Source organism: Allobosea sp. ASV33 (genome assembly GCF_016428755.1).
GTDB lineage: Bacteria > Pseudomonadota > Alphaproteobacteria > Rhizobiales > Beijerinckiaceae > Allobosea.
On record NZ_JAELTI010000094.1, the window covers coordinates 1 to 20,374 of the forward strand.

General features: G+C 66.3%; 23 protein-coding genes. 15 read left to right on the top strand and 8 right to left on the bottom strand.

The genetic code is table 11. The features are described 5' to 3' along the window. Positions 1-233: hypothetical protein (locus tag JHD80_RS21745; protein ID WP_199091727.1), on the top strand; the 233-nt coding region annotated here is incomplete at its 5' end. 275 nt (positions 234-508) lie between these two features. Here the strand turns inward: JHD80_RS21745 and JHD80_RS21750 are convergent. Further along, entirely contained in the window at positions 509-1,570 is a 1,062-nt protein-coding gene (locus JHD80_RS21750; protein ID WP_199091728.1) for an NAD(P)/FAD-dependent oxidoreductase, read from the bottom strand. A 158-nt stretch (positions 1,571-1,728) separates the two neighbouring features. Continuing rightward, entirely contained in the window at positions 1,729-2,157 is a 429-nt protein-coding gene (locus tag JHD80_RS21755; RefSeq protein WP_199091730.1) for a GlcG/HbpS family heme-binding protein, read from the bottom strand. Positions 2,158-2,336: 179 nt separating this feature from the next. On the opposite strand from JHD80_RS21755, the gene lysM reads away from it, so the two are divergent. From lysM to JHD80_RS21790, 7 genes are all read left to right on the top strand, one after another. Beyond that, positions 2,337-2,777 (top strand): peptidoglycan-binding protein LysM, encoded by a 441-nt coding sequence (gene lysM, locus JHD80_RS21760; protein ID WP_199091732.1) that lies wholly within the window; start codon positions 2,337-2,339, stop codon positions 2,775-2,777. A 200-nt stretch (positions 2,778-2,977) separates the two neighbouring features. Then, entirely contained in the window at positions 2,978-3,295 is a 318-nt protein-coding gene (locus JHD80_RS21765; protein ID WP_199091734.1) for a rhodanese-like domain-containing protein, read from the top strand. A 54-nt stretch (positions 3,296-3,349) separates the two neighbouring features. After that, a complete protein-coding gene (locus JHD80_RS21770) occupies positions 3,350-4,309 on the top strand; it encodes a YiiG family protein (RefSeq protein ID WP_248311713.1) in 960 nt (319 codons plus the stop codon). Between the two features lie 104 nt (positions 4,310-4,413). Beyond that, complete coding sequence (locus JHD80_RS21775; RefSeq protein ID WP_199091736.1) at positions 4,414-6,723, top strand: xanthine dehydrogenase family protein molybdopterin-binding subunit; 2,310 nt, start codon at positions 4,414-4,416, stop codon at positions 6,721-6,723. Positions 6,724-6,853: 130 nt separating this feature from the next. After that, a complete protein-coding gene (locus JHD80_RS21780; protein ID WP_199091738.1) occupies positions 6,854-7,285 on the top strand; it encodes a c-type cytochrome in 432 nt (143 codons plus the stop codon). 295 nt (positions 7,286-7,580) lie between these two features. Beyond that, positions 7,581-8,522, top strand: coding sequence for a c-type cytochrome (locus JHD80_RS21785; RefSeq protein WP_199091740.1), 942 nt, complete (start codon positions 7,581-7,583; stop codon positions 8,520-8,522). Positions 8,523-8,538: 16 nt separating this feature from the next. Then, complete coding sequence (locus tag JHD80_RS21790; protein WP_199091741.1) at positions 8,539-9,159, top strand: HAD-IA family hydrolase; 621 nt, start codon at positions 8,539-8,541, stop codon at positions 9,157-9,159. On the opposite strand, the gene JHD80_RS21795 is transcribed toward JHD80_RS21790, so the two are convergent. Beyond that, positions 9,156-10,325 (bottom strand): GGDEF domain-containing protein, encoded by a 1,170-nt coding sequence (locus JHD80_RS21795; protein WP_199091743.1) that lies wholly within the window; start codon positions 10,323-10,325, stop codon positions 9,156-9,158. The genes JHD80_RS21790 and JHD80_RS21795 overlap by 4 nt on opposite strands. A gap of 166 nt (positions 10,326-10,491) precedes the next feature. Here JHD80_RS21795 and JHD80_RS21800 point away from each other — a divergent pair, with 166 nt between their 5' ends. Then, positions 10,492-10,875 carry a YybH family protein gene (locus tag JHD80_RS21800; protein WP_199091745.1) on the top strand — a complete coding sequence of 128 codons (384 nt, stop codon included), beginning with the start codon at positions 10,492-10,494 and terminating at the stop codon, positions 10,873-10,875. A gap of 29 nt (positions 10,876-10,904) precedes the next feature. On the opposite strand, the gene JHD80_RS21805 is transcribed toward JHD80_RS21800, so the two are convergent. The 3 genes from JHD80_RS21805 to JHD80_RS21815 all read right to left on the bottom strand — a co-directional run bounded on the left by JHD80_RS21805 (position 10,905) and on the right by JHD80_RS21815 (position 13,592). After that, positions 10,905-11,525 carry a helix-turn-helix domain-containing protein gene (locus tag JHD80_RS21805; RefSeq protein ID WP_199091747.1) on the bottom strand — a complete coding sequence of 207 codons (621 nt, stop codon included), beginning with the start codon at positions 11,523-11,525 and terminating at the stop codon, positions 10,905-10,907. Between the two features lie 98 nt (positions 11,526-11,623). Continuing rightward, positions 11,624-12,547, bottom strand: a complete 924-nt coding sequence (locus JHD80_RS21810) for a DMT family transporter (RefSeq protein WP_199091749.1) — start codon at positions 12,545-12,547, stop codon at positions 11,624-11,626. Positions 12,548-12,812: 265 nt separating this feature from the next. Beyond that, positions 12,813-13,592 (bottom strand): SDR family oxidoreductase, encoded by a 780-nt coding sequence (locus JHD80_RS21815; RefSeq protein ID WP_199091751.1) that lies wholly within the window; start codon positions 13,590-13,592, stop codon positions 12,813-12,815. Between the two features lie 128 nt (positions 13,593-13,720). Here JHD80_RS21815 and JHD80_RS21820 point away from each other — a divergent pair, with 128 nt between their 5' ends. Then, a complete protein-coding gene (locus JHD80_RS21820) occupies positions 13,721-14,551 on the top strand; it encodes a UDP-2,3-diacylglucosamine diphosphatase (protein ID WP_199091753.1) in 831 nt (276 codons plus the stop codon). Further along, a complete protein-coding gene (locus JHD80_RS21825; protein ID WP_210339960.1) occupies positions 14,551-15,666 on the top strand; it encodes a glycosyltransferase family 4 protein in 1,116 nt (371 codons plus the stop codon). The genes JHD80_RS21820 and JHD80_RS21825 overlap by 1 nt, the downstream gene beginning before the upstream one ends. Here JHD80_RS21825 and JHD80_RS21830 read toward each other — a convergent pair. Next, positions 15,602-17,395, bottom strand: a complete 1,794-nt coding sequence (locus tag JHD80_RS21830; protein WP_199091757.1) for a cation:proton antiporter domain-containing protein — start codon at positions 17,393-17,395, stop codon at positions 15,602-15,604. The two genes, JHD80_RS21825 and JHD80_RS21830, sit on opposite strands and share 65 nt — an antisense overlap. Positions 17,396-17,610: 215 nt before the next feature. Between JHD80_RS21830 and JHD80_RS21835 the strand changes: the two genes are divergently transcribed. Beyond that, positions 17,611-18,456, top strand: a complete 846-nt coding sequence (locus tag JHD80_RS21835; protein ID WP_199091759.1) for an AAA family ATPase — start codon at positions 17,611-17,613, stop codon at positions 18,454-18,456. Here JHD80_RS21835 and JHD80_RS21840 read toward each other — a convergent pair. Continuing rightward, on the bottom strand, positions 18,431-19,144 hold the full coding sequence (locus JHD80_RS21840; RefSeq protein WP_199091761.1) for a hypothetical protein: 714 nt from the start codon (positions 19,142-19,144) through the stop codon (positions 18,431-18,433). The two genes, JHD80_RS21835 and JHD80_RS21840, sit on opposite strands and share 26 nt — an antisense overlap. On the opposite strand from JHD80_RS21840, the gene JHD80_RS21845 reads away from it, so the two are divergent. From JHD80_RS21845 to JHD80_RS21855, 3 genes are all read left to right on the top strand, one after another. Continuing rightward, positions 19,137-19,709 (top strand): DUF2975 domain-containing protein, encoded by a 573-nt coding sequence (locus JHD80_RS21845; protein ID WP_199091763.1) that lies wholly within the window; start codon positions 19,137-19,139, stop codon positions 19,707-19,709. The genes JHD80_RS21840 and JHD80_RS21845 overlap by 8 nt on opposite strands. A gap of 9 nt (positions 19,710-19,718) precedes the next feature. Next, a complete protein-coding gene (locus tag JHD80_RS21850; protein ID WP_199091764.1) occupies positions 19,719-19,943 on the top strand; it encodes a helix-turn-helix domain-containing protein in 225 nt (74 codons plus the stop codon). A 38-nt stretch (positions 19,944-19,981) separates the two neighbouring features. Then, positions 19,982-20,374: SixA phosphatase family protein (locus JHD80_RS21855; RefSeq protein WP_199091766.1), on the top strand; the 393-nt coding region annotated here is incomplete at its 3' end.

Below are 20,374 nucleotides of genomic sequence, written 5' to 3' on the forward strand. Positions count from 1 at the left end.
GGGCGCTAGCCGAGCTCAAGGCGCGCATCGAGCCGCAGGAGCCGGAGGACACATTGCCGCCGGCACCGAAGCAGAGTGGGCCGCAGATCGTCGCGGCGCCGGGCGAGATGCCGATGCTGTCCGGGCCGTCGCTCAGCGTGCGCAATTCGCTGGGGCTGCTCCCGAGCCAGGTCCAGCCGGTGCGCAACGGCACGGCCGCCGCGCATATTCCCGGCGACCCGGTCGCGCATTGAAAAAGCCGCGGCGGCTGCCGCGGCTTTCGTCGCGCTCTGATCTAGCGAGTGCCGCTTTCAGGCGGGCGGTGTCATCCCGTGCGCGCTGCGGCATGTGAATGCCGCTGCGCAGACACGGGACCGTTCTCAGGAAGAGGCACCTTTGCGGAGGTTGTAAGGGAGCCCCAGGCGGCACGCGGTCCCGTGTCTGCGCAGCAGCGTTTCACGCTGCAGCGCGCACGGGATGACAGCCTTCATGACAGCCATTCCCTGAGCAATCGCCCGGAAAGCCTCGCTCAGGCGACGCCGAGCTTCTTCTGCAGGCTGCTGGAGGAGGTCGTGTACTGGAAGGTCAGCCGCTTCTCCGGATAGACGTAGCGGTGCACCTTCTGGGCGCAGAGCGCAGCCTCGTGGAAGCCCGAGAGGATGAGCTTGAGCTTGCCCGGATAGGTGTTGATGTCGCCTACGGCGAAGATGCCGGGCACGCTGGTCTCGAACTTCTCGGTATCGACCGGGATCAGGTTCTCGTGGAGGTTCAGCCCCCAGTCGGCGATCGGGCCGAGCTTCATCGTCAGGCCGAAGAAGGGCAGCAGCGTATCGCAGGCGATGTCGAAGGGCTCGTTGTCGGTGCCGCGGCAGACGACCGCTTCCAGCTTGCCGTTCTCGCCCTTCAGGCCGGTGACCTGGCCCAGCTTCATGTCCATCTTGCCCTCGGCGACTAGGGCGCGCATCTGCTCGACCGAATGCGGGGCGGCGCGGAAATCGTCGCGGCGGTGCATCAGCGTGACGCGGTTGGCGATCGGCTGGAGGTTCAGCGTCCAGTCGAGGGCGGAATCGCCGCCGCCGACGATTAGGATGTTGCGGCCGCGGAAGGCCTCCATCTTGCGCACGGCGTAGAAGACCGAGCCGGCCTCGTAGGCTTCGATGCCCGGAATCGGCGGCTTCTTCGGCTGGAAGGAACCGCCGCCGGCGGCGATGATCACCGATTTGGTGTCGAAGACGGTGCCGGCATCGGTGGTGACGCGGAAGCGCGGCGCCTCCGGCGTGCCTGCCGGTTCCACCCCTTCGATCATCTGGTTGAGATGGAAGGTCGGCCCGAACGGCTTGATCTGCTCCAGCAGATTGTCGACCAGCGCCTGGCCGGTCACCATCGGGAAGCCGGGAATGTCGTAGATCGGCTTCTCCGGATAGAGCTCGGCGCACTGCCCGCCGACCTTCGGCAGGATATCGACGAGATGCGCGCGGATATCGAGCAGGCCGAGTTCGAACACCGCGAAGAGGCCGCAGGGGCCGGCGCCGATGATGACGACGTCGGTGATGATGACTTCGTTTTCGTTGGCGGCTGCCGCGTCGCTCATGATTCTACCTTCGAGCCGGTCCAAACTGTCCGATTTAACGAACCCGCGCGGAGGACATGAGGCTTCGATGGCCGGTTGGCAAGTGGAAAGTGCGGAATGGATGGGGCGACCGGGGGAAGGGGAAGAGCCTTCTCTTCTCCCCGATCGCCGGAGTGGAATCAGGCTCCGGTATCGGATTTGAGCCCGGCGGCGGCGATGCCGGCGCAGGCGGCAGCCTCGTCATTGTCCGAGGTGTCGCCGGAGATGCCGACCGCGCCCAGCAGCGCGCCCTCGGGCGAGCGGATCAGCACGCCGCCGGGGACCGGCACCAGCGAGCCGCCGACTGCATGGGTCGCAGCCTCCACGAAATAGGGCCGGTCCAGCGCCATCTTGTGGATCGCGCGCGAGCCGACGCCGAGCGCGACCGCGCCATGCGCCTTGCCGAGCGCGATCTCGCCGCGCCTCAGGCTGGTGCCGTCCTGCGCGGCGAAGGCCTTCTGCGACCCGCGGGCATCGAGCACGGCGATGGCGAGCGGCTTGAAGCCGTTGGCTTCGGCATGGTCGAGCGCGGTCTGGAGGATGGTTTGGGCCTGGGCGAGGGTCAGCATGGGGAACTCCGGTTTCTCTCGCGACGTTCTTGCCAGCCGCGGGCCGGGCGGGAAAGGCCGTTGGGGCGTGGCCGCGCGCAAAGAGCGGTAGCCGGCAAGCAAAACACCTTTTCCGCCGCGACTTGCATAGGGGCGCCGGACAGGGCTTGATGGCGCAGCGACACGAGGAGGTTTATTCAATGGGTTTGTTCAGTTTCATCAAGGATGCCGGCGCCAAGATATTCGGCGGTTCGGCCAAGGCTGCGACCGCCGACGACCTTCAGAAGGAGCTTGCGGGCCACGGCCTGCCGTCCGACGTCAACATCCAGATCGACGGCGACAAGGTGAAGGTGTCCGGCAAGGCCGTTTCGACGGAAGAGGCCGAGAAGATCATTCTCGCGCTCGGCAACACCACGGGCGTGGCGCAGGTCGAGTCGGAACTCGCCGTGACCAAGGAGGCTCCGGCCGCCGTGTTCTATACGGTGAAGAAGGGCGATACGCTCTGGAAGATCGCCGAGGAGCATTACGGCAAGGGCCAGGGCGCCAAGTACACCGAGATCGTCAAGGCCAATACGCCGCCGGTCAAGAATCCCGACCTGATCCAGCCGGGCTGGGTCCTGCGTATTCCGCCGAAGGCCTGAGGTCCCCACTATAGATTTGCAGCCACGGGCCGCTGGTCCGTGGCTGTTTTCCTGCGGCAGACGCAGCCGTCATTCCGGACAAGCCGCGATAGCGGCGCCGATCCGGAATCCATCGCAAGGACCGGCGCTCTCCGATGGATTCCGGATCAAGCCCGGAATGACGGCGCGTTTCAACCGCAAGTCACACGCGGAAAACAACCATGATCGTGAACGACCTCGATATCGACGCCGTGAAGGCGGGCTTGAGTGATGGCTCCATCCTGCTGGTCGATGTCCGCGAGCCGCATGAATTCGCCGCCGGACATATTCCGGCCTCGGTGTCGCGGCCGCTCTCGCAATTCGATCCGGCCGACCTGCCGAACGAACCGGGCAAGCGCGTCGTCTTCTCCTGCGCGGCAGGCGTGCGCTCGCGGCGCGCGCTCGAATTCGCGCAGTCGGCGGGGCTCGACATCGACAGCCACTATGCCGGCGGCTTCAAGGACTGGCTGATGCACGGCGAACCGGTGACGCAGGATTGAGGCCTGAAGGCCTCATCCCCGCCCGGCGCCGCTCATGACTAAGGATAAAAGACCATGCTGATCCGAGCGTTTTTCTATGGTGCGGCGTGCGCCACCGCGCTGTTTCTGGCCGCTCCCGGAGCCGGCTGGGCGCAAGGTGCCGCGACGATGCCGGCCGGCAGCACGAGCAAGGCTGCCGATGACGACCTCCAGGCCGCGATCTCCAAGTCGAACGCCTATACCGGGCTGATGAACCGCACGCTGCGCGCCATCCAGTCCTGGGAGCGCTATGGCAGCTGGGTCGACATGAAGAAGGGCCCGACCGGCAAGGAGCGCTACATCACCTACGGGCTCTACAGCCTTTACGACGTGGCGGGCGAGATCAAGAAGGCCGAGGAGGCGATGGCCCGCGAGCCGAAGCTACCGGCGATCGACGAGACCATGGGCCGCTACATCAAGGCCTATCAGGAACTGGCGCCGCTGATCACCAAGGCGGAGCGCTATTACGATCGCAAGGATTATCGCGACGACAATCTCGCCGAGGGCCAGAAGCTGCATGCCCTGATGGTGCCGGCGGCCAAGACCTTCCTGGAGGAGCGCTCCAAGCTCGATGCGCTGATGCGCGTCTACAAGCGCGGGCTCGACCAGCGCGAGCTTGCCTCGATCGAGCAGCGCGAGGGCAAGTCGGCGCGCTGGCAGGTGCGCAACATCATGATCAATGCACGCGCCGTGATGGACCTGATGCCGAGCAACGAGAGCCCGATCGTCGATCTCAAGTCGTTCAACGCCGCGGTCGCCGATTATGCCGGCGCCGTCCGGGAGATGGATGCGTTCAAGGACAAGGAGCCCAAGGGCGTGCCCTTCATCGAGAGCCAGGCGAGCTCCTGGCTCGGCAAGCTGCGCGATTTCAGCGACAAGCTCGCCAAGAGCAAGGGCGACGTCCGGCGCGGCGCGGCCAACGACGCCAACTGGATCGTCAACAACTACAACACCATGGTCTCGCTCTCGGAGACGGCGGTGCGCATGTCGCGCTGAGCGCTCGAATGCACCTGACGCACCCCGGCGCGCCACGCGCCGGGGGCTGACGTGGCACGATTTCTGTTCCAGTCTTTCATCAGACCAAAACGAGGATATGCCTCATGCGTCCCATGAAATTCGGTTTCGGCCAGCCGGTGCGGCGGGTCGAGGATCAGCGCCTGACCACCGGCACCGGCCGCTATACCGACGACATCGCCGCCGAGGGCGCCCTGCACGCCTTCGTGCTGCGCTCGCCTTACGCCCATGCCCGCTTCGCCATCGCCGACGTGGAAACCGCCCGGACGATGAAGGGCGTGAAGCTCATCCTGACCGGCGCCGACGTCTCCCACTATGGCGACCTGCCCTGCAAGGGCCATGTGAAGACGACCTCCGGCGAGATGTCGAAATCCCTGCCGGTCCCGGTTCTGCCGACCGATACCGTGCGCCATGTCGGCGAGGCCGTTGTCTTTATTGTCGCGGAGACGCTGGCGCAGGCGCGCGACGCGGCCGAGGCGATCGCGATCGACTGGGATCCGCTGCCGGCGGTCACCGGCATCACTGAGGCGCTGGACAAGGGCGCGCCGCAGGTCTGGCCGGATCGGGCGGGCAACGTCGCCTTCGAAGCCGAGCAGGGCGACCGCGAGAAGACCGAGAAGGCCTTCGCCAAGGCGGCGCGCACCGTTTCTGTGACTGTCGTCAACAACCGGCTCGCCTCCAACTACATGGAGACGCGGGCCTGCATCGCCGAATACGACAAGGCCGATAAGCGCTGGACCCTGACGCTGGGCAGCCAGGGCAGCCATGGCATGCGCGACCTGATCGCGACCTATGTGCTCAAGGTCGATCCCAAGCGCATCCGCGTGGTGACGCCCGATGTCGGCGGCGGCTTCGGCACCAAGATCTTCCTCTATCGCGAATATCCGCTGGCGATGATCGCAGCGGAGAAGCTGAAGCGCCCGGTGCGCTGGGTCGCCGATCGCAACGAGCATTTCCTCGCCGACACCCATGGCCGTGCCAATCTCGCGACGGCGACGATGGCGCTCGACGCCAAGGGCAAGTTCATCGGTCTCAAGGTCGACCTCTCGGCCGAGATGGGCGCCTGGCTCTCGCAATATGGGCCCTTCATTCCCTGGGTCGGAACGACGATGACGCCGGGCTGCTACAACATCCCGGCCGTGCATGTCGTGTTCAGGGGCGTGCTGACCCACACCACGCCGGTCGACGCCTATCGCGGCGCCGGGCGTCCCGAGGCGGCCTATCTGATCGAACGGCTGGTCGATGCGATCGCCCGCGAGACCGGAAAGACGCCGGATGCGGTGCGCGCGCAGAACTTCGTCAAGCCGACGGAGATGCCGCACAAGACGCAGACCGGCCCGGTCTATGATTCCGGCGAGTTCGAGGGCCATATGCGCCGCGCCATGGATGTCGCCGACTGGAAGGGGTTCAAGGCCCGTCAGAAGGTCTCGGCCAAGGCCGGCAAGATCCGCGGCATCGGCATGGCCAGCTATATCGAGGCCTGCGGCGGCGGCGGGCCGGAAAGCTCGACCGTGATCCTGGAGAAGGACGGCACCGTCACCGTGCTGATCGGCACGCAGTCGAACGGGCAGGGGCATGAGACCGCCTATTCGCAGCTCGTCTCGCAGCATCTCGACATTCCGATGGACCGCATCCGCGTCGTGCAGGGCGATACCGACCGGGTCGAGACCGGCTCGGGCACGGGCGGCTCGCGCTCGATTCCGGTGGGAGGCGCGGCGCTCGACAAGGCGACGGGCATCCTGAGCGACAACCTCAAGCAGCTCGCCTCCGAGAAGCTCGAGGCGGCGGTGGGCGATCTCGAGATCGCCGATGGTGCAGTGCGGATCGTCGGCACCGACAAGGCGCTCGACCTTGCCGCGATCGCGGCGCTGCCGGGCGCGACGCCTGCCATGCTCAAGGTCCATCAGAGCTGGCAGCCGCCGGAAGCGACCTATCCGAACGGCACCCATGTCTGCGAGCTGGAGATCGATCCCGGTACGGGCGGCACGGAAATCCTCAACTACGTCGTCGTCGACGATTTCGGCGTGACGCTGAACCCGCTGATGCTGCAGGGCCAGGTCCATGGCGGCTCGGCCCAGGGCATCGGCCAGGCGCTGATGGAGGAGATCCGCTTCGATCCGGACGGGCAGATGCTGACCGCGACCTTCATGGACTATGCCCTGCCGCGTGCCATCGATGTTCCGAACTTCCATTTCGAGACGCGCAATGTCCGCTGCCTGACCAACGCCATCGGCGTGAAGGGCGCGGGCGAGGCCGGCGCGATCGGCGCCTGCCCGGCGGTGATGAACGCGGTGGTCGATGCGCTCGACCGGGCCGCGGGCATCAAGGCGATGGACATGCCGGCGACGCCGCTCAAGGTGTTCACGGCGCTGAAGGAGGCCGGATATCGGCTTTGATGCAAGGATGGACTTGCGATGCCGCAAGTCCATTCACGCAAAAGCGACTTGGCTCTGTTGCGATCATCGTTTGATCTGGACAAGTTCGAAATTGCGCATCTCGCGCGGACTTGTCTTTGAGGGGAACTGAATGATCCGCACCGCTCTCGTTCTTGCCGGCCTCGGGCTCGGCCTCACCGCCGTGATGGCGCAGTCGAACCCGATCGCGGAGCGCCAGCAGACGATGAAGGCCGTCGGTGCCGCGACGCGCGAAGGCGCGGCGATCGCCAAGGGCGAGGTCGCCTTCGACGCGGCCAAGGCGCAGGCGGTCTTCAAGACCTATGCCGATGCCGCCAAGAAGATGCCGAGCCTGTTCCCCGATTCCTCCAAGACCGGCGGCGAGACCACGGCATCTCCGAAGATCTGGGAGGATCAGGCCGGGTTCAAGGCGGCCTTCGCCAAGTTCGAGGCCGATGCATCCGCCGGCGCGACCGTCGCCAGCCTCGACGGCTTCCGCACCGCCTTCGGCGCGGCGACGAAGAATTGCGGCACCTGCCACGAGGCCTATCGCATCAAGAAGTGACCGGCTTCACGGCCGGTTCGACAAGCGGGCGCCAGCGATGGCCGCCCGCTTTTTCGTAGGGGGACCTTGGCGGCTCCGCCGCCGTCATGCTCGGGCTTGACCCGAGCATCTCGGAAACCCGTGCCCTCTTGTCCAGAGCTTCTCGGGTCAAGCCCGAGAATGACGGCTCTTGCCGGAGTGACGGCGTGGTTCCTGGGATGATCTCCAACACCCCAGTTTGGAATTGCTGCGTTTTCAGGGTTGCCGATGCGAGGCCGGCCCGTCCAATCTGTCGACCTGCCGACGGGAGATCTCGATGCTGCTGCTGCGCCGCCTTTTCGTGACCCTCGTGCTGCTGGCGATCGTCGGATTCGCGGGCTTCTACGTGCTCACCGACCCGCGCGTGGTCTCGCCCTCGCCGGAGATCGGGGCGCTGCCGGCGGCGGATGTCGAGAACGGCAAGCTGCTGTTCTCGGCCGGCGGCTGCACCTCCTGCCATGCGACGCCCGGACAGGACGACAAGCTCAGGCTCGGCGGCGGGCTTGCGCTGGAGTCGCCCTTCGGCACCTTCCATGCGCCGAATATCTCGCCGCATACGCGCGACGGCATCGGCAATTGGGGCGTGCAGGATTTCGTCGATGCGATGGCGGCCGGCGTCTCGCCCTCGGGCCAGCATCTCTACCCGTCCTTCCCCTATACCTCCTACCGGCTGATGCCGCCGAAGGCGCTGGCCGATCTCTTCGCCTATATCCGCACGTTGCCGCCGGTCGAGGGCAAGGCTGCGCCGCATGACCTGCGCTTCCCGTTCAACATCCGCCGGGTCGTCGGCGGCTGGAAGCTCCTGTTCTTCGAGCGCGCTCCGTTCCGGCCCGATCCGGCCAAGAGCGAGTCCTGGAACCGCGGCGCCTATCTCGTGAACGGCCCCGGCCATTGCGCCGAGTGCCATTCCGCCCGCAACGCGCTCGGCGCCATCGTCCCGGCGACGCGCTTCGCCGGCGGGCCGGATCCGGAGGGCAAGGGCTGGGTGCCCAACATCACCCAGTCCGAGAAGGGGCTGGCCAAATGGTCGAAGGAGGAGATCGCCGAGCTCCTGAAGACCGGTTTCACGCCGAGCTTCGACAATGTCGGCGGCTCGATGGCGGCTGTGGTGCGCAACATCGCGCAACTGCCCGAGGCCGACCGAATGGCGATGGCGGAGTACCTGAAATCGCTGCCGGCGATCGACGGGCCGGAGCGTCCGCAAGCCAAGGCGCCGTAGGGCAGCGGCCGGGCGCATGCGCTTCAAAGCCCTGATGGTCGACGTCGACGGCGTGCTGATCGTGCACCCCGACCCGAAGGGCTGGGCCACCCATCTCGAGCGCGATCTCGGCCTTTCGCCGGCCATGCTGCAATCGGCGTTCTTCGCGCCGCATTGGGCGGACATCATCCTGGGGCGTGCCGGTTTGCGCGATCGTCTCACGCCGGTGCTGGCCGAGATCGCGCCGGGTTTGAGCGCCGACGAGCTTGTCCGATACTGGTTCGAGAACGATGCCCATCTCGACCAGAACCTGCTGGCGCAGCTCCCGGCCATCCGAGCCGAAGGCGTGACATTGCATCTTGCCACCGTGCAGGAGCATGAGCGTGCGCGCTATATCTGGGAAGAGCTCGCGCTGAAGCAGCACTTCGATGCGATGCATTATGCGGCGCAGCTCGGCTGGGCCAAGCCAACAGCGGAGTTCTTTCGCGCGGCCGCCGAGCGCTCCGGCTTTGCGCCCGACGCGATCTTCTTCATCGACGACAAGCAAGCGAATGTCGATGCGGCGCGCAGGGAGGGGTGGAGCGCCGCCCTCTGGGACGGTACCCGGCCGCTCGGGGACCTCATCGCGGAAGCCGCGGGGGAAAGCGCGAACCTTTAGGCGGCTCTCGCAACCTGCTCCGGCTGGGCGATCTCGATGCGGTTCCGGCCGAGCGTCTTGGCCTGATAGAGTGCGCGATCGGCGGCGGCCAGAAGCGCCAAGAGGTCGGGTTCGCGGCCGCTGGTCTCGGCGAGCCCGATGCTGACGGTCGCGGGGATGCCGAGCCCATCGCTTCGCCCGGCCGCCTCCGTGAAGCTGCGGGCGATGCTCTGCCCGATCGCATGGGCTTCCGCGCCGCGGGTCTGCGGCAGCAGGATCACGAATTCCTCGCCGCCGAGCCGGGCGCTCATGGCTTGCTGCCCTGCCACATCGCGCGCGATATCAGCGAAGAGCTTGAGGACACGGTCGCCCGCATCGTGGCCATAACGGTCGTTGATGGTCTTGAAGTGATCGAGATCGAAGGCGAGCAGGGAATGCGGGGCATCCTTGCCGGCGCGGCTCAAATGCCTGGGGCCCAGTTCGAAGAAGCCCTGCCGGTTGCTCAACGCGGTCAAAAAATCGGTGCGCGCGGTTGCGAGCAGACTGGCCCGGTCCTCCTCGCGCACGAGTGCAAGCAACGACATCGGCATCGCGACGGTGAACAGAACGGCCTCGTACATCGTGATCTCGGCCACGAGCGCAAGCACCTCCTCGCCATGGATCGCCGCGATGACGGGAACGACGAAGGAGCGGCCGGCGTAGAACAGGCCGTGGCTCGCGAAGACGGCGATGGCGATCGGGCGCGAGCGCAGCGCCCGCACGGTCCGGCTGCGCAGCAGGACGAGGGCGATCAGCGACGAGACGATCGCGATCGGAAGTGCGCTGACATGATTCCAGAACAGCCCTGCCGCTGCCGGGCCGGCAGCGAACCAGGCGCATCCGATCGCGGTGAGCAGGCCGGCGATCAGGATGGGCGGCAGCCTGCGGCCGTCCAGCGCCAGGGCCCCCTGGAGCACCAGGAGGTAACCGAGCATCATGGCGGTGTTTGCGGCGGCGAAGCCGGAGATGCCGGGCAGGTCCCGACGCAGGATGGAGAGGATGCAGCCCAAGGAGAACACGCCATAGGCCGCTGCCCAGAGACCGAGTTCGCGCGAACGCTGGCCATGTCCCTTCCGTTCCCAGAGGGTCATGATGGTCGCGAGGACCGCTGTTCCCGTCGTCAGATACCAGAGGGTTGCGAGATCCATCGGTGTCGCCGTCAGTGCTGCCAGCGTCCGGCTTCAGGCATAGTCAGATGCTCCCCGTGCGCCCAAGCCAGAGTTCCATCTACGCGAGAGAAGTTAACTCCAGCTTGTGCCGATCGGTGAGCGGACAAGGTATCCCGACAGGGTGCAGCCGAGGAGGGAGAACGACATGAGCGACGACGAACGGGCGATCCGGCAGGTCGTCGAGGCCTGGATGGCGGCGAGCCGGAGAGGCGATCTCGACACCGTACTCGGCCTGATGACCGAGGATGTCGTCTTTATGGTTCCGGGGCAGGAGCCATTCGGGAAGGCGGCTTTCGCGGCGCTCTTGAAAGGGGCGGGCGGGAGCCTGACCGAGGGTACGAGCGAGATCGTCGAGCTCAAGATCCTCGGCGAATGGGCGTTCATCCGCAACCGGATCGCGATGCAGATAACGCCGACGGGCTGCGAGACTGTCCGCCGGCCCGGCTATACGCTGACCCTGTTGCGCAAGGAGGCCGACGGCCGGTGGCGGCTCGCGCGCGACGCGAACCTGCTGACCGTGTCGAGCTGATTGGATATTCGCCGGGCCGGAGCCGGCGCCTACTCCATCACCGCCGCCTTGAGGATGCAGACCATCAGGGCGGTTCCGGGTTCGTTGCCGACGCAGCGGACGACGTGGCGGCGGTCGCAGCGATAGCGGAGCGTCTCGCCGGCCTTGGCGCGTTGGACGATGTCGCCGACCTCGACCTCGAATTCGCCCGACGTCACCGAGAGCGATTCGATCGAGCCGCGCTGGTGGCCCTCGGAATCGAGCTCGCCGCCGGGCTCGGCGCTGACCTCGTACCATTGCAGCCATTCGACCGTCTTGATCCAGCCGACGATGGCGAGGCGCAGCTTGCCGTCCTCGGAGACGAGGATCGGCGTATCGGCGCGGGTGGTCTTCTCGATGAAGGGCTCTTCCTCGCCGCTGGAGAGGACGCGCTCGATCGAGATGTCGAGGGCCTGCGACAGCCGCCAGATCGTTGCCAGCGTCGGATTGGTCTCGTTGCGCTCGATCTGGCTGATGATCGACTTGGCGACGCCGGACTGCTCGGCGAGGTCGGAGAGCGAGAAATTATAGGCCTTGCGCAGGCGCTGGATGGTCTTGCCGAGCTGGCCCGAGATGACCTGAGCCCCGGATTCAAGCTCCCGCCCGCCGCGCTCCTTGGTCTCGATTCCCATCCGTCCGCCCCTTTTCGACTGTGAAATCGTTTGTAGCGACGGACGATCGTTTGAACAAGCGAACTGTGCCTGACGCAGACCTTTCGGTTCCGCGAGGGTCAGGTCATGCGGCTGGGGCCGACCTCGCGCTGCTCGCGCCGGACAAGGCCGAGCTGCCGCTCGCGCAGGATCACGTAGATTCCCGAGCTGATGACGATGATCCCGCCGATGACGATCGTCAGGGCCGGCCACTCGCCGAACCAGAACCAGCCGATCGCCAGCGCCCAGAGCATGGTCGAATATTCGAAGGGCGCTATGAGCGAGGCGTCGCCATAGCGATAGGCCTGGACGAGCAGGATCTGGCCGAGGCCGCCGAGGATGCCGATCAGCACCATCAGGATCGCATCCTGGAGGTTCGGCATGTTCCAGCCGAGCAGGATGGTCGTAAGGCCCAGCAGGCTGGTCAGCAGCATGAAGTAGAAGACGATGGCGCCGGTCCGCTCGGTCGCGGTCAGCAGGCGCACCTCGACCGAGGCGAAGGCCGAGCAGAAGGCGCCGGCAAGCCCGAGCATGGCTCCGATCGCGGCATTGCTGCCGACAGGATGGGTGCCGGCGCCCAGATGCGGCGAGAGCATGATGAGCACGCCGACGAAGCCGATCGTCACCGCCGTCCAGCGATAGATGCGGACCCGCTCCTTCAGGACGAGCGCGGCCAGCACGACCACGGCGAGCGGCGCGGCATAGCCGATCGCGACGGCTTCGGAGAGGGGCAGGAACTGCAGGGCGGCGAAGCCGCAGAACATGCCGGTCGAGCCCATGATGCCGCGCTTGAGATGGCCGCGCAGATTGTCGGTCTTCAGGGCGGCGGGCAGCTCGGAACGCCAGGCGAGCCAGATCAACAGCGGGATCATCGCGAAGAAGGAGCGGATGAAGACGATCTCGCCGGTCGGATAGCGCGTCGAGATCGACTTGATCCCCGCCGACATCAGCGTGAAGGCCAGCGCCGAGACCAGCTTGAGGATGATGCCGAGGAAAGGGGACAAAGCGCGTGGCCGAAGAACTGGGACGGCTTCGAGCGAAACCGTCCGTCGTTAGATCATGTCGAAGCCGGGAAGCGAAGCGTGAACTCTGCAACCCGGCTAGGCCGTTGGTGTGGGAGCGTGAGGAAGCGCGGGGCCGACCAAACACGCGTCATTCTCGGGCTTGGCCCAGAATCTCCTGCCGGAAGAGCTGCAGGAGCCTCCATGGCGATGAGATGCTCGGGTCAAGCCCGAGCATGACGGCGCCAAGGTGCTAATGCACTTGGCGTCAGAACGTGCCGCGGAAGGCGCCGCCGTCGATCAGGAAGTTCTGGCCGGTGAGGTAGCCGGCATGGGCGCTGGCGACGAAGGCGCAGAGCTTGCCGAACTCGTCGGGCGTGCCGAGGCGGCCGGCGGGAACCGCGGCGAGCCGGTTCTTCGTGGCCTGCTCGATGCTGATGTTCTGCATCTCGGCGACCTTGTTGGTCGCGGTCTTGATCCGGTCGGTATCGAAGACGCCCGGCAGGATGTTGTTGATGGTGACATTGGCATGCGCGACCTCGCGGGCGACGCCCGAGAGGAAGGCGGTGAGGCCGGCGCGCGCGGCCGAGGAGACGTCGAGGCCGGTCAGCGGGGTCACGACGCTGGCCGAGGTGATGTTGATGATCCGGCCGAAACCGCGCTCGACCATGCCGTCGATCACGCGCTGCACCAGTTCCAGCGGAGTCGCCATGTTCTGGACGACGCCTTCGAGCAGGCCTTCGCGCGTCACCTGGCGGAAGGGCTTGGGCGGCGGGCCGCCATTGTTGTTGACGAGGATGTCGGGATTGGGCGCCGCCGCCAGCAGCGCGTCCTGGCCTGCCTTGGTCGAGACGTCGGCGACCACGGCGATGACGGTCGCGCCGGTGGCGGCGCGGATCGCGGCGGCAGTGGCTTCCAGCGTGGTGGCGTCACGGCCATTGATCACGACCGTGCAGCCGGCCTGCGCCAGCGCCTCGGCGCAGCCGCGGCCCAGCCCCTTGCTGGAGGCGCAGATAATGGCCGTGCGGCCGGCAATTCCCAGATCCATGATGTTCTCCGATCAGCATAGCAAACTGCGTGGCGCGTAGCCTGAGCACGGATTGGCCGCGCCGTCATCAAAGCGCAACGCAAATCAGACACACGGCGCTCGCATCGCAGCAGCAGGGGCTGACCGGCATGAGCGACGAGGACGACAGCAAGCGGGTTCGCAGCATCTTCATCTCGGATCTGCATCTGGGCACCCGTGGCGCCCAGGCCGATCTCGTGCTGGAGTTCCTGCGCGCCTATGATGCGCCGCAGATCTATCTGGTCGGCGACATCATCGACGGCTGGCGCTTGAAGAGCGGCTGGTATTTCCCGCAGGCGCATAACGACGTGATCCAGAAGCTTCTGCGCAAGGTGCGCAAGGGCTCGAAGCTGATCTACGTCACCGGCAACCACGACGATTTCCTGCGCGACTTCACCGGCCTGCAGTTCGGCGGCATCACGCTTGTCGACGAGATCGTCCACGAAACCGCCGACGGCAAACGCATGCTCGTCATCCATGGCGACCTGTTCGACCTCGTAGTGCGCAATGCCAAATGGCTCGCGCTGCTCGGGGACTGGGCCTACACGGTCGCGCTGGCGCTCAACATGGTGATCAACCGGGTGCGCCGCGTGCTGCGCCTGCCGCACTGGTCGCTCTCGGCCTGGGCCAAGGCCAAGGTCAAGAACGCCGTGAACTATATCGGCGAGTTCGAGACCTGCCTTGCCGCCGAGGCGCGCCGCCACAAGGCAGATGGCGTGATCTGCGGCCATATCCATCACGCCGCCCATCGCGAGATCGAGGGGCTCACCTATATCAATACCGGCGACTGGGTCGAAAGCTGCACCGCCTTCGTCGAGCACGAGGACGGCCGCTTCGAATTGATCCGCTGGCCGCAGGGCCGGCTGAAGGACGCGACCGCCGTGCCGGTGACGGTGCCGGCGCGGCCGGCCCCGGTCCGGGACCTGATCGAGGCCGCGTGATGCGCGTGCTGGTCGCGACCGATGCCTGGCGCCCGCAGGTCAATGGCGTCGTGCGCTCGCTGGAACAGATGATCGCGGCTGCTCCCGATCTTGGCATCACGGCGCAGGCCCTGACACCGGAAGGGTTCCATCAGGTCGGTCTGCCGAGCTATCCCGATATCCGGCTGGCACTTGCGACGCGCCGGGCCCTGGCTGCGCGTATCGCCGATTTCGCGCCGGACCATATCCATATCGCGACCGAAGGGCCGATCGGCTGGCTGACGCGGGCGGTCTGCCTTGCCCAGAAGCGGCCGTTCACCACGAGCTACCATACGCGCTTCCCGCAATATATCGCGGCGCGCTGGCCTATTCCCGAGAGCTGGAGCTACCGGTTGCTGCGCCGCTTCCACGGCCCCGCTGCTGCCGTGATGGTCTCGACTGCGACGGTCGAGGACGAACTGCGCCAGCAAGGCTTCGAGAAGCTGGTGCGCTGGGGGCGGGGCGTCGATCTCGGCCTGTTTCATCCACGCTCGCAGAGCCTGCTCGATCTGCCGCGGCCGATCTTCCTCTATGTCGGGCGCGTTGCCGTCGAGAAGAATGTCGAGGCCTTCCTGTCGCTCAAGCTGCCTGGCAGCAAGGTCGTGGTCGGCGATGGGCCAGCGCGGGCCGATCTCGAGCGGGCGTTTCCCGAAGCCCTCTTCCTCGGGCTGAAAGAGGGCGAGGAGCTGGCGGGGATTTATGCGTCGTCTGACGTCTTCGTCTTCCCGAGCCTGACCGACACATTCGGGATCGTACTGCTGGAAGCTGCGGCGAGCGGATTGCCGGTCGCAGCCTTCCCGGTGCAGGGCCCGCGCGATGTCTTCGCCGGCAGCGGAGCGGCGGTGCTGGACGAGGATCTGCGCAGCGCGGCGATGCAGGCGCTGCGGGTGCCGCGCGAGACCTGCCTGGAATTGGCGGCGCGGCATAGCTGGGCGATGAGCGCGGCGCAGTTCTACGGCCATATCCGGCGCGTGGCGCGCGAGGCCGGCTATTTCCCGCGCGAGCCGGAGTCTGCGGCGGCCACCACCGCGCTCACAACCTTCGCGAGCGGGCGTGGCGGGGAAGGGCGCGGGCTGCCGCGGCGCCTGCCGGCTTGAGCTGAGCGCGGAAGCCGTCGCGCCGCTCGTGAACCGAGGCGATGACGAGGCCCATCGGCACGCCGAGCCCGACCAGGGCCGCTTCCGACAATTGCAGGCTGGCCTCGATGGTTTCGGGAACCGCGTCGTTGACGCCGATCTCGTAGAGATGGCGGGCATGGGTCGCGTCGCGGGCACGCGCGACGATGACGATGTCCGGGCGCAATGAGCGGGCCGCCAGCACGATAGCGTCGACGGCGCGCGAATTGTCGATCGTCACGATCAGTGCGGTCGCTTCCTCCAGGCCGCAGAGGCGCAGGAATTCGGGCTTGGTCGCGTCGCCGTAATAGGCCGGGCGCCCGGCGCGGCGCTGCGCCGTGATGAGCGAGGCATCCGCGTCGATAACGATGTGGGACTTGCCGTGCTCGTCCAGCATCGAGCCGACGAGGCGGCCGACACGCCCGCCGCCGACGACGATGGCGCGCGGCGTCCGGTCGTCCGGCGGCAGCACGGCGGCCTCGTCGGGCAGGATGATGGGGTTGGCGAGCTTTTGCGCGAGACCGCGTGCGATCCGCGCCAAGAGCGGTAAGGCGACCATTGTGAGCGAGACGGCGGCGAGCACGATGCTGGTGGCCCCGGGGTCGATCAGCTTGGCGCCGGTCGCGGCATTGAGCAGCACGAAGGCGAATTCGCCGCCGGGCGCGACCAGAATCGCGGTTTCGAGGGCTGTCGCTGTAGCCAGCCGGAAACGACGCGCGAGCCCGAAGATGATGACGCCCTTGACCAGGATGAGGCCCGCGGCGCCGCCAATGATCGCGAAGGGATGAGCCGCGACATCGGCGGGGTTCACGCCCATGCCGACTGTGATGAAGAAGACGCCGATCAGCAGCGACTTGAACGGATCGATCGTGACCTCGATGGCGCGGCGGAACTCCGTTTCGGCGAGCAACAGCCCGGCGATGAAGGCCCCCAACCCCATCGACAGGCCGGCCGCGGCCGCGATCAAGCCCGTGCCGAGCGCCGTCAGCAGCGTCGCCGCCATGAAGCTCTCGGTCGAATCGGTCGAGGCGACCAGCCGGAACAACGGGCGCAAACCCAGCCGGCCGATAACGACAATGGTCGCGATCGCAGCGAAGGCCTGGATGAAGGCTTGCGCGAGACCGGCGAGCAGCGAGCCCGAGCCGTTCTGCGCATCGAGCACGCTGATCAGAAAGAGTAGTGGAATGACCGCGAGGTCCTGGCAGAGCAGGATCGCGAAGCTGGAGCGTCCGGCCGAGGTCGTCATCCGCTTCTTCGCCGCCAGCAGTTCGACGACCATCGCCGTCGAGGACAGGGCGAGGCCGAAGCCGATGATGAGCGAGGCTGCCGCCGGCTGGCCGAGCGCATAGGCGGCAAGTCCGATCGCGGCAGCACAAAGCCCGACCTGGCCGAGGCCGAGCCCGAAGACGAGGCGCCTCATCGTCATGAGGCGCTCGAAGGAGAGCTCCAAGCCGATGACGAAAAGCAGGAAGGCGACGCCGAGCTCGGCCGGGCCGGCCAGCGCCTCCGCATTCGAGACCGTGATCGTGCCGAGCAGCGGAAGCTTCGCTACAAGGCCGCCGAGACCATAGGGGCCGAGCAGCGCGCCGCAGGCGACGAAGGCGATGATCGAGTTGATCTTGAGGCTCTTCGCCAGCGGTACGATCACGCCGGCCGTCGCGAGCACGACGACGGCGTCCTTGTAGACGGAAGGGTCGACTGTTCCGGCCAAAGGGCTGCCTTGCGATTCGAGGGCTTGTGGGTGCGCCGGCAATTCTTGCGGTTTGCCGCGCCGCAGCACAACCTTCGAATTGCTGTTGCGGAAAGAAGTTCGCCTTGTGGCGCGAGCCTTTAGGCGAGAGGGCTCAGGTGTCTCCGGCGAAAAAGCGGTTTCCGCGTGCGCAGCGAATGGGATAGCGTTCCGCCATTGGCTCAGAAGGACCGTCCATGCGCTTTGCCGGCACCGAAAACTACGTCGCGACCGAGGATCTCACCGTCGCCGTCAACGCCGCGATCCGGCTGGAGCGTCCGCTCCTGGTGAAGGGGGAACCCGGCACGGGCAAGACGGTGCTGGCCGAGGAGGTCGCGGCGGCGCTGGGCGCGCCGCTGATCACCTGGCACATCAAGTCGACGACCAAGGCGCAGCAGGGCCTTTACGAATACGATGCGGTCAGCCGCCTGCGCGACAGCCAGCTCGGTGACCCCCGCGTCTCCGACATCGGCAACTACATCAAGCGCGGCAAGCTCTGGGAGGCTTTCGTCGCGCCGGTCCGGCCCGTGCTGCTGATCGACGAGATCGACAAGGCCGATATCGAGTTCCCCAACGACCTGCTGCTCGAACTCGACCGCATGGAGTTCCATGTCTACGAGACCGGTGAGACCATCAAGGCGGCGCAGCGGCCGGTGATGATCATCACCTCCAACAACGAGAAGGAATTGCCGGACGCGTTCCTGCGCCGCTGCTTCTTCCACTATATCCGCTTCCCCGATGCCGAGACGATGCAGGCGATCGTCGAGGTGCATTTCCCCGGCATCAAGAAGCGATTGATGGAGGAGGCGCTGCGCCTGTTCTTCGAGGTACGCGAGGTGCCCGGCATCAAGAAGAAGCCCTCGACCTCCGAGCTGCTCGACTGGCTGAAGCTGCTGGTCGCGGAGGATATCGGGCCGGAGGTGCTGCGCGAGCGCGACCCGCGCAAGCTGATCCCGCCGCTGCATGGCGCGCTGCTCAAGAACGAGCAGGATGTCTCGCTGTTCGAGAAGCTGGCCTTCATGGCACGGCGCGAGAGCCGGTGAGGCCGACGACCGGCTCGCAAGCCGGTATCGCCGTGGCGAGATCCACCTTGGGGTCGATCGCGCGCGCTGCCTCGGTCAGATCAAAGTCGCGCATCAGCAGGACATAGTCCTGTGTCTCCGAAGTCCTGAGATAGCCGGTCATGGTGATCGGCTTGCCGGAGAGTTCTCCGAGCCTGCAAGCCTTGTCCGCGCCGAGCGAAAGGCTGCCCCGATTGCCGCTTTGCTGCGGACCGACGAACATTTCCTCGCGGAAAGCCCCAAGGCGCGCCACGTCTGCGGAACTTAGCTTGAACAGCGTGAAGTACCGTCCCGGGGCGACCAGCACCGGCAGCGAGGCGAGTTCCGTAGCGTCGCGAACCTCCTCCAGTACCACCTTGCGCTCGTGACGGCCGCCATCTTTCGGCAGGGCGGCGATCGTCATGGTCACGCCGCCAGGCAGCGGGCGGATGTCGGCCGGCAGGCTGATCCCGGCGCGCAACTGCGAGAGGTCGGTCGTCCTGATGTCGATCTTGGCCAGTTTCGGCAGCGAGGTCAGCGGGACATGCCCGCAACCGGCGAGAAAGCCGGCAAGGAGAAGGCAAACAGGTGGCGCGAGACGCATGGGATATCTTCGAGGTTGATTGTCTTTGACATTTATAAATTCATCTCTTAGTTTAATTTTGTCAACCGAGAGAATGATAATGGCCATATCGTACGAACTTGTGAGCCCCGTCTCCCAGGAAGCCGCCGGGCGCCTGCGCCGCATCAGCCGGTGGGCGCGCGCCTTCAGCTATGTGGCGGCCGCGCTCATGCTTTTCGGCCTCATCTGGTTGTGGACCGATGCGGAAGCGCTCTCCGATTACGCCCGGAGCTCGATCGGGCTCCGGAATTCTGCCCTTGCCGCTTCGGGCAGGGGGTATTGGGCGGGGTTCGCTCTGGCCTGGATCCCAGCCGGGCTGTTCGTCCTGGCGATGGTGCGGTTGGGCGCTCTGTTTCGGGCTTTTGGCGAGGGCAGGGTCATGGTCGAGAAGAATGCAGCCGGGCTTGTGCGGGTCGGCTGGCTTCTGGCGTGTTTTGGCGCCACCTCGCCGATCGTTCGCGCCTTGCAAAGCGTCGCTTTGACGTTCGACAATCCGCAGGGGCAGCGGCATCTCGCGATCACACTCGATCCCGGAATCTTCGCAGCGCTCGCCGCAGCCGCAGCGCTCATCGCCTTCGGCCATGTGTTGCGGGAGGCGATCCGGCTGGCGGACGAGAATCAGAGTTTCGTGTAAGCCGGCGTCATGCCCGTCGTCGTCGAACTCGATGTCATGCTCGCACGCCGCAAGATGCGTTCGAAGGAACTCGCCCAGCGGATCGGCCTGACCGAACAGCAGGTCTCACAGCTCAAGTCCGGCAAGGTGCGCGGCATGCGCTTCGACACGCTGTCGCGCATCTGTGACGTGTTGCAATGCCAGCCGGGTGATCTGCTGCGCTACGAACCGGGGCCGGAAATAGTCGACGACTGACCCTCGCAAATCGGCTTTGGCATCGCTAGGTTCTCCTCATGCGACGCCTCATGCTCCTGCGCCACGCCAAGTCCCACTGGCCCACGGGTGTGGCCGACCGCGACCGGCCGCTCGCGGCGCGCGGTCGGGAAGCTGCCCCGGTGATGGGGCGCTATCTCGCCGACGAACTGCTCCTGCCCGATCTCGTGCTGGTTTCGCCGGCCAAGCGCACGGTCGAGACCTGGGAGATGGTCGCGCCGATGCTGCCCGAAAAGCCGGCGACGCAATACGAGCCGCGCATCTACGAGGCCAAGGTCGAGCGCCTGCTCGATGTCGTGCAGGAAGTCGAGGGCGATGTCCGCACGCTCCTGCTGATCGGGCATAATCCCGGCTTCGAGGAGCTGGCGCATCTGCTTACCGGCCATGGCGATCGCTATGCGGCGGCGCGGATG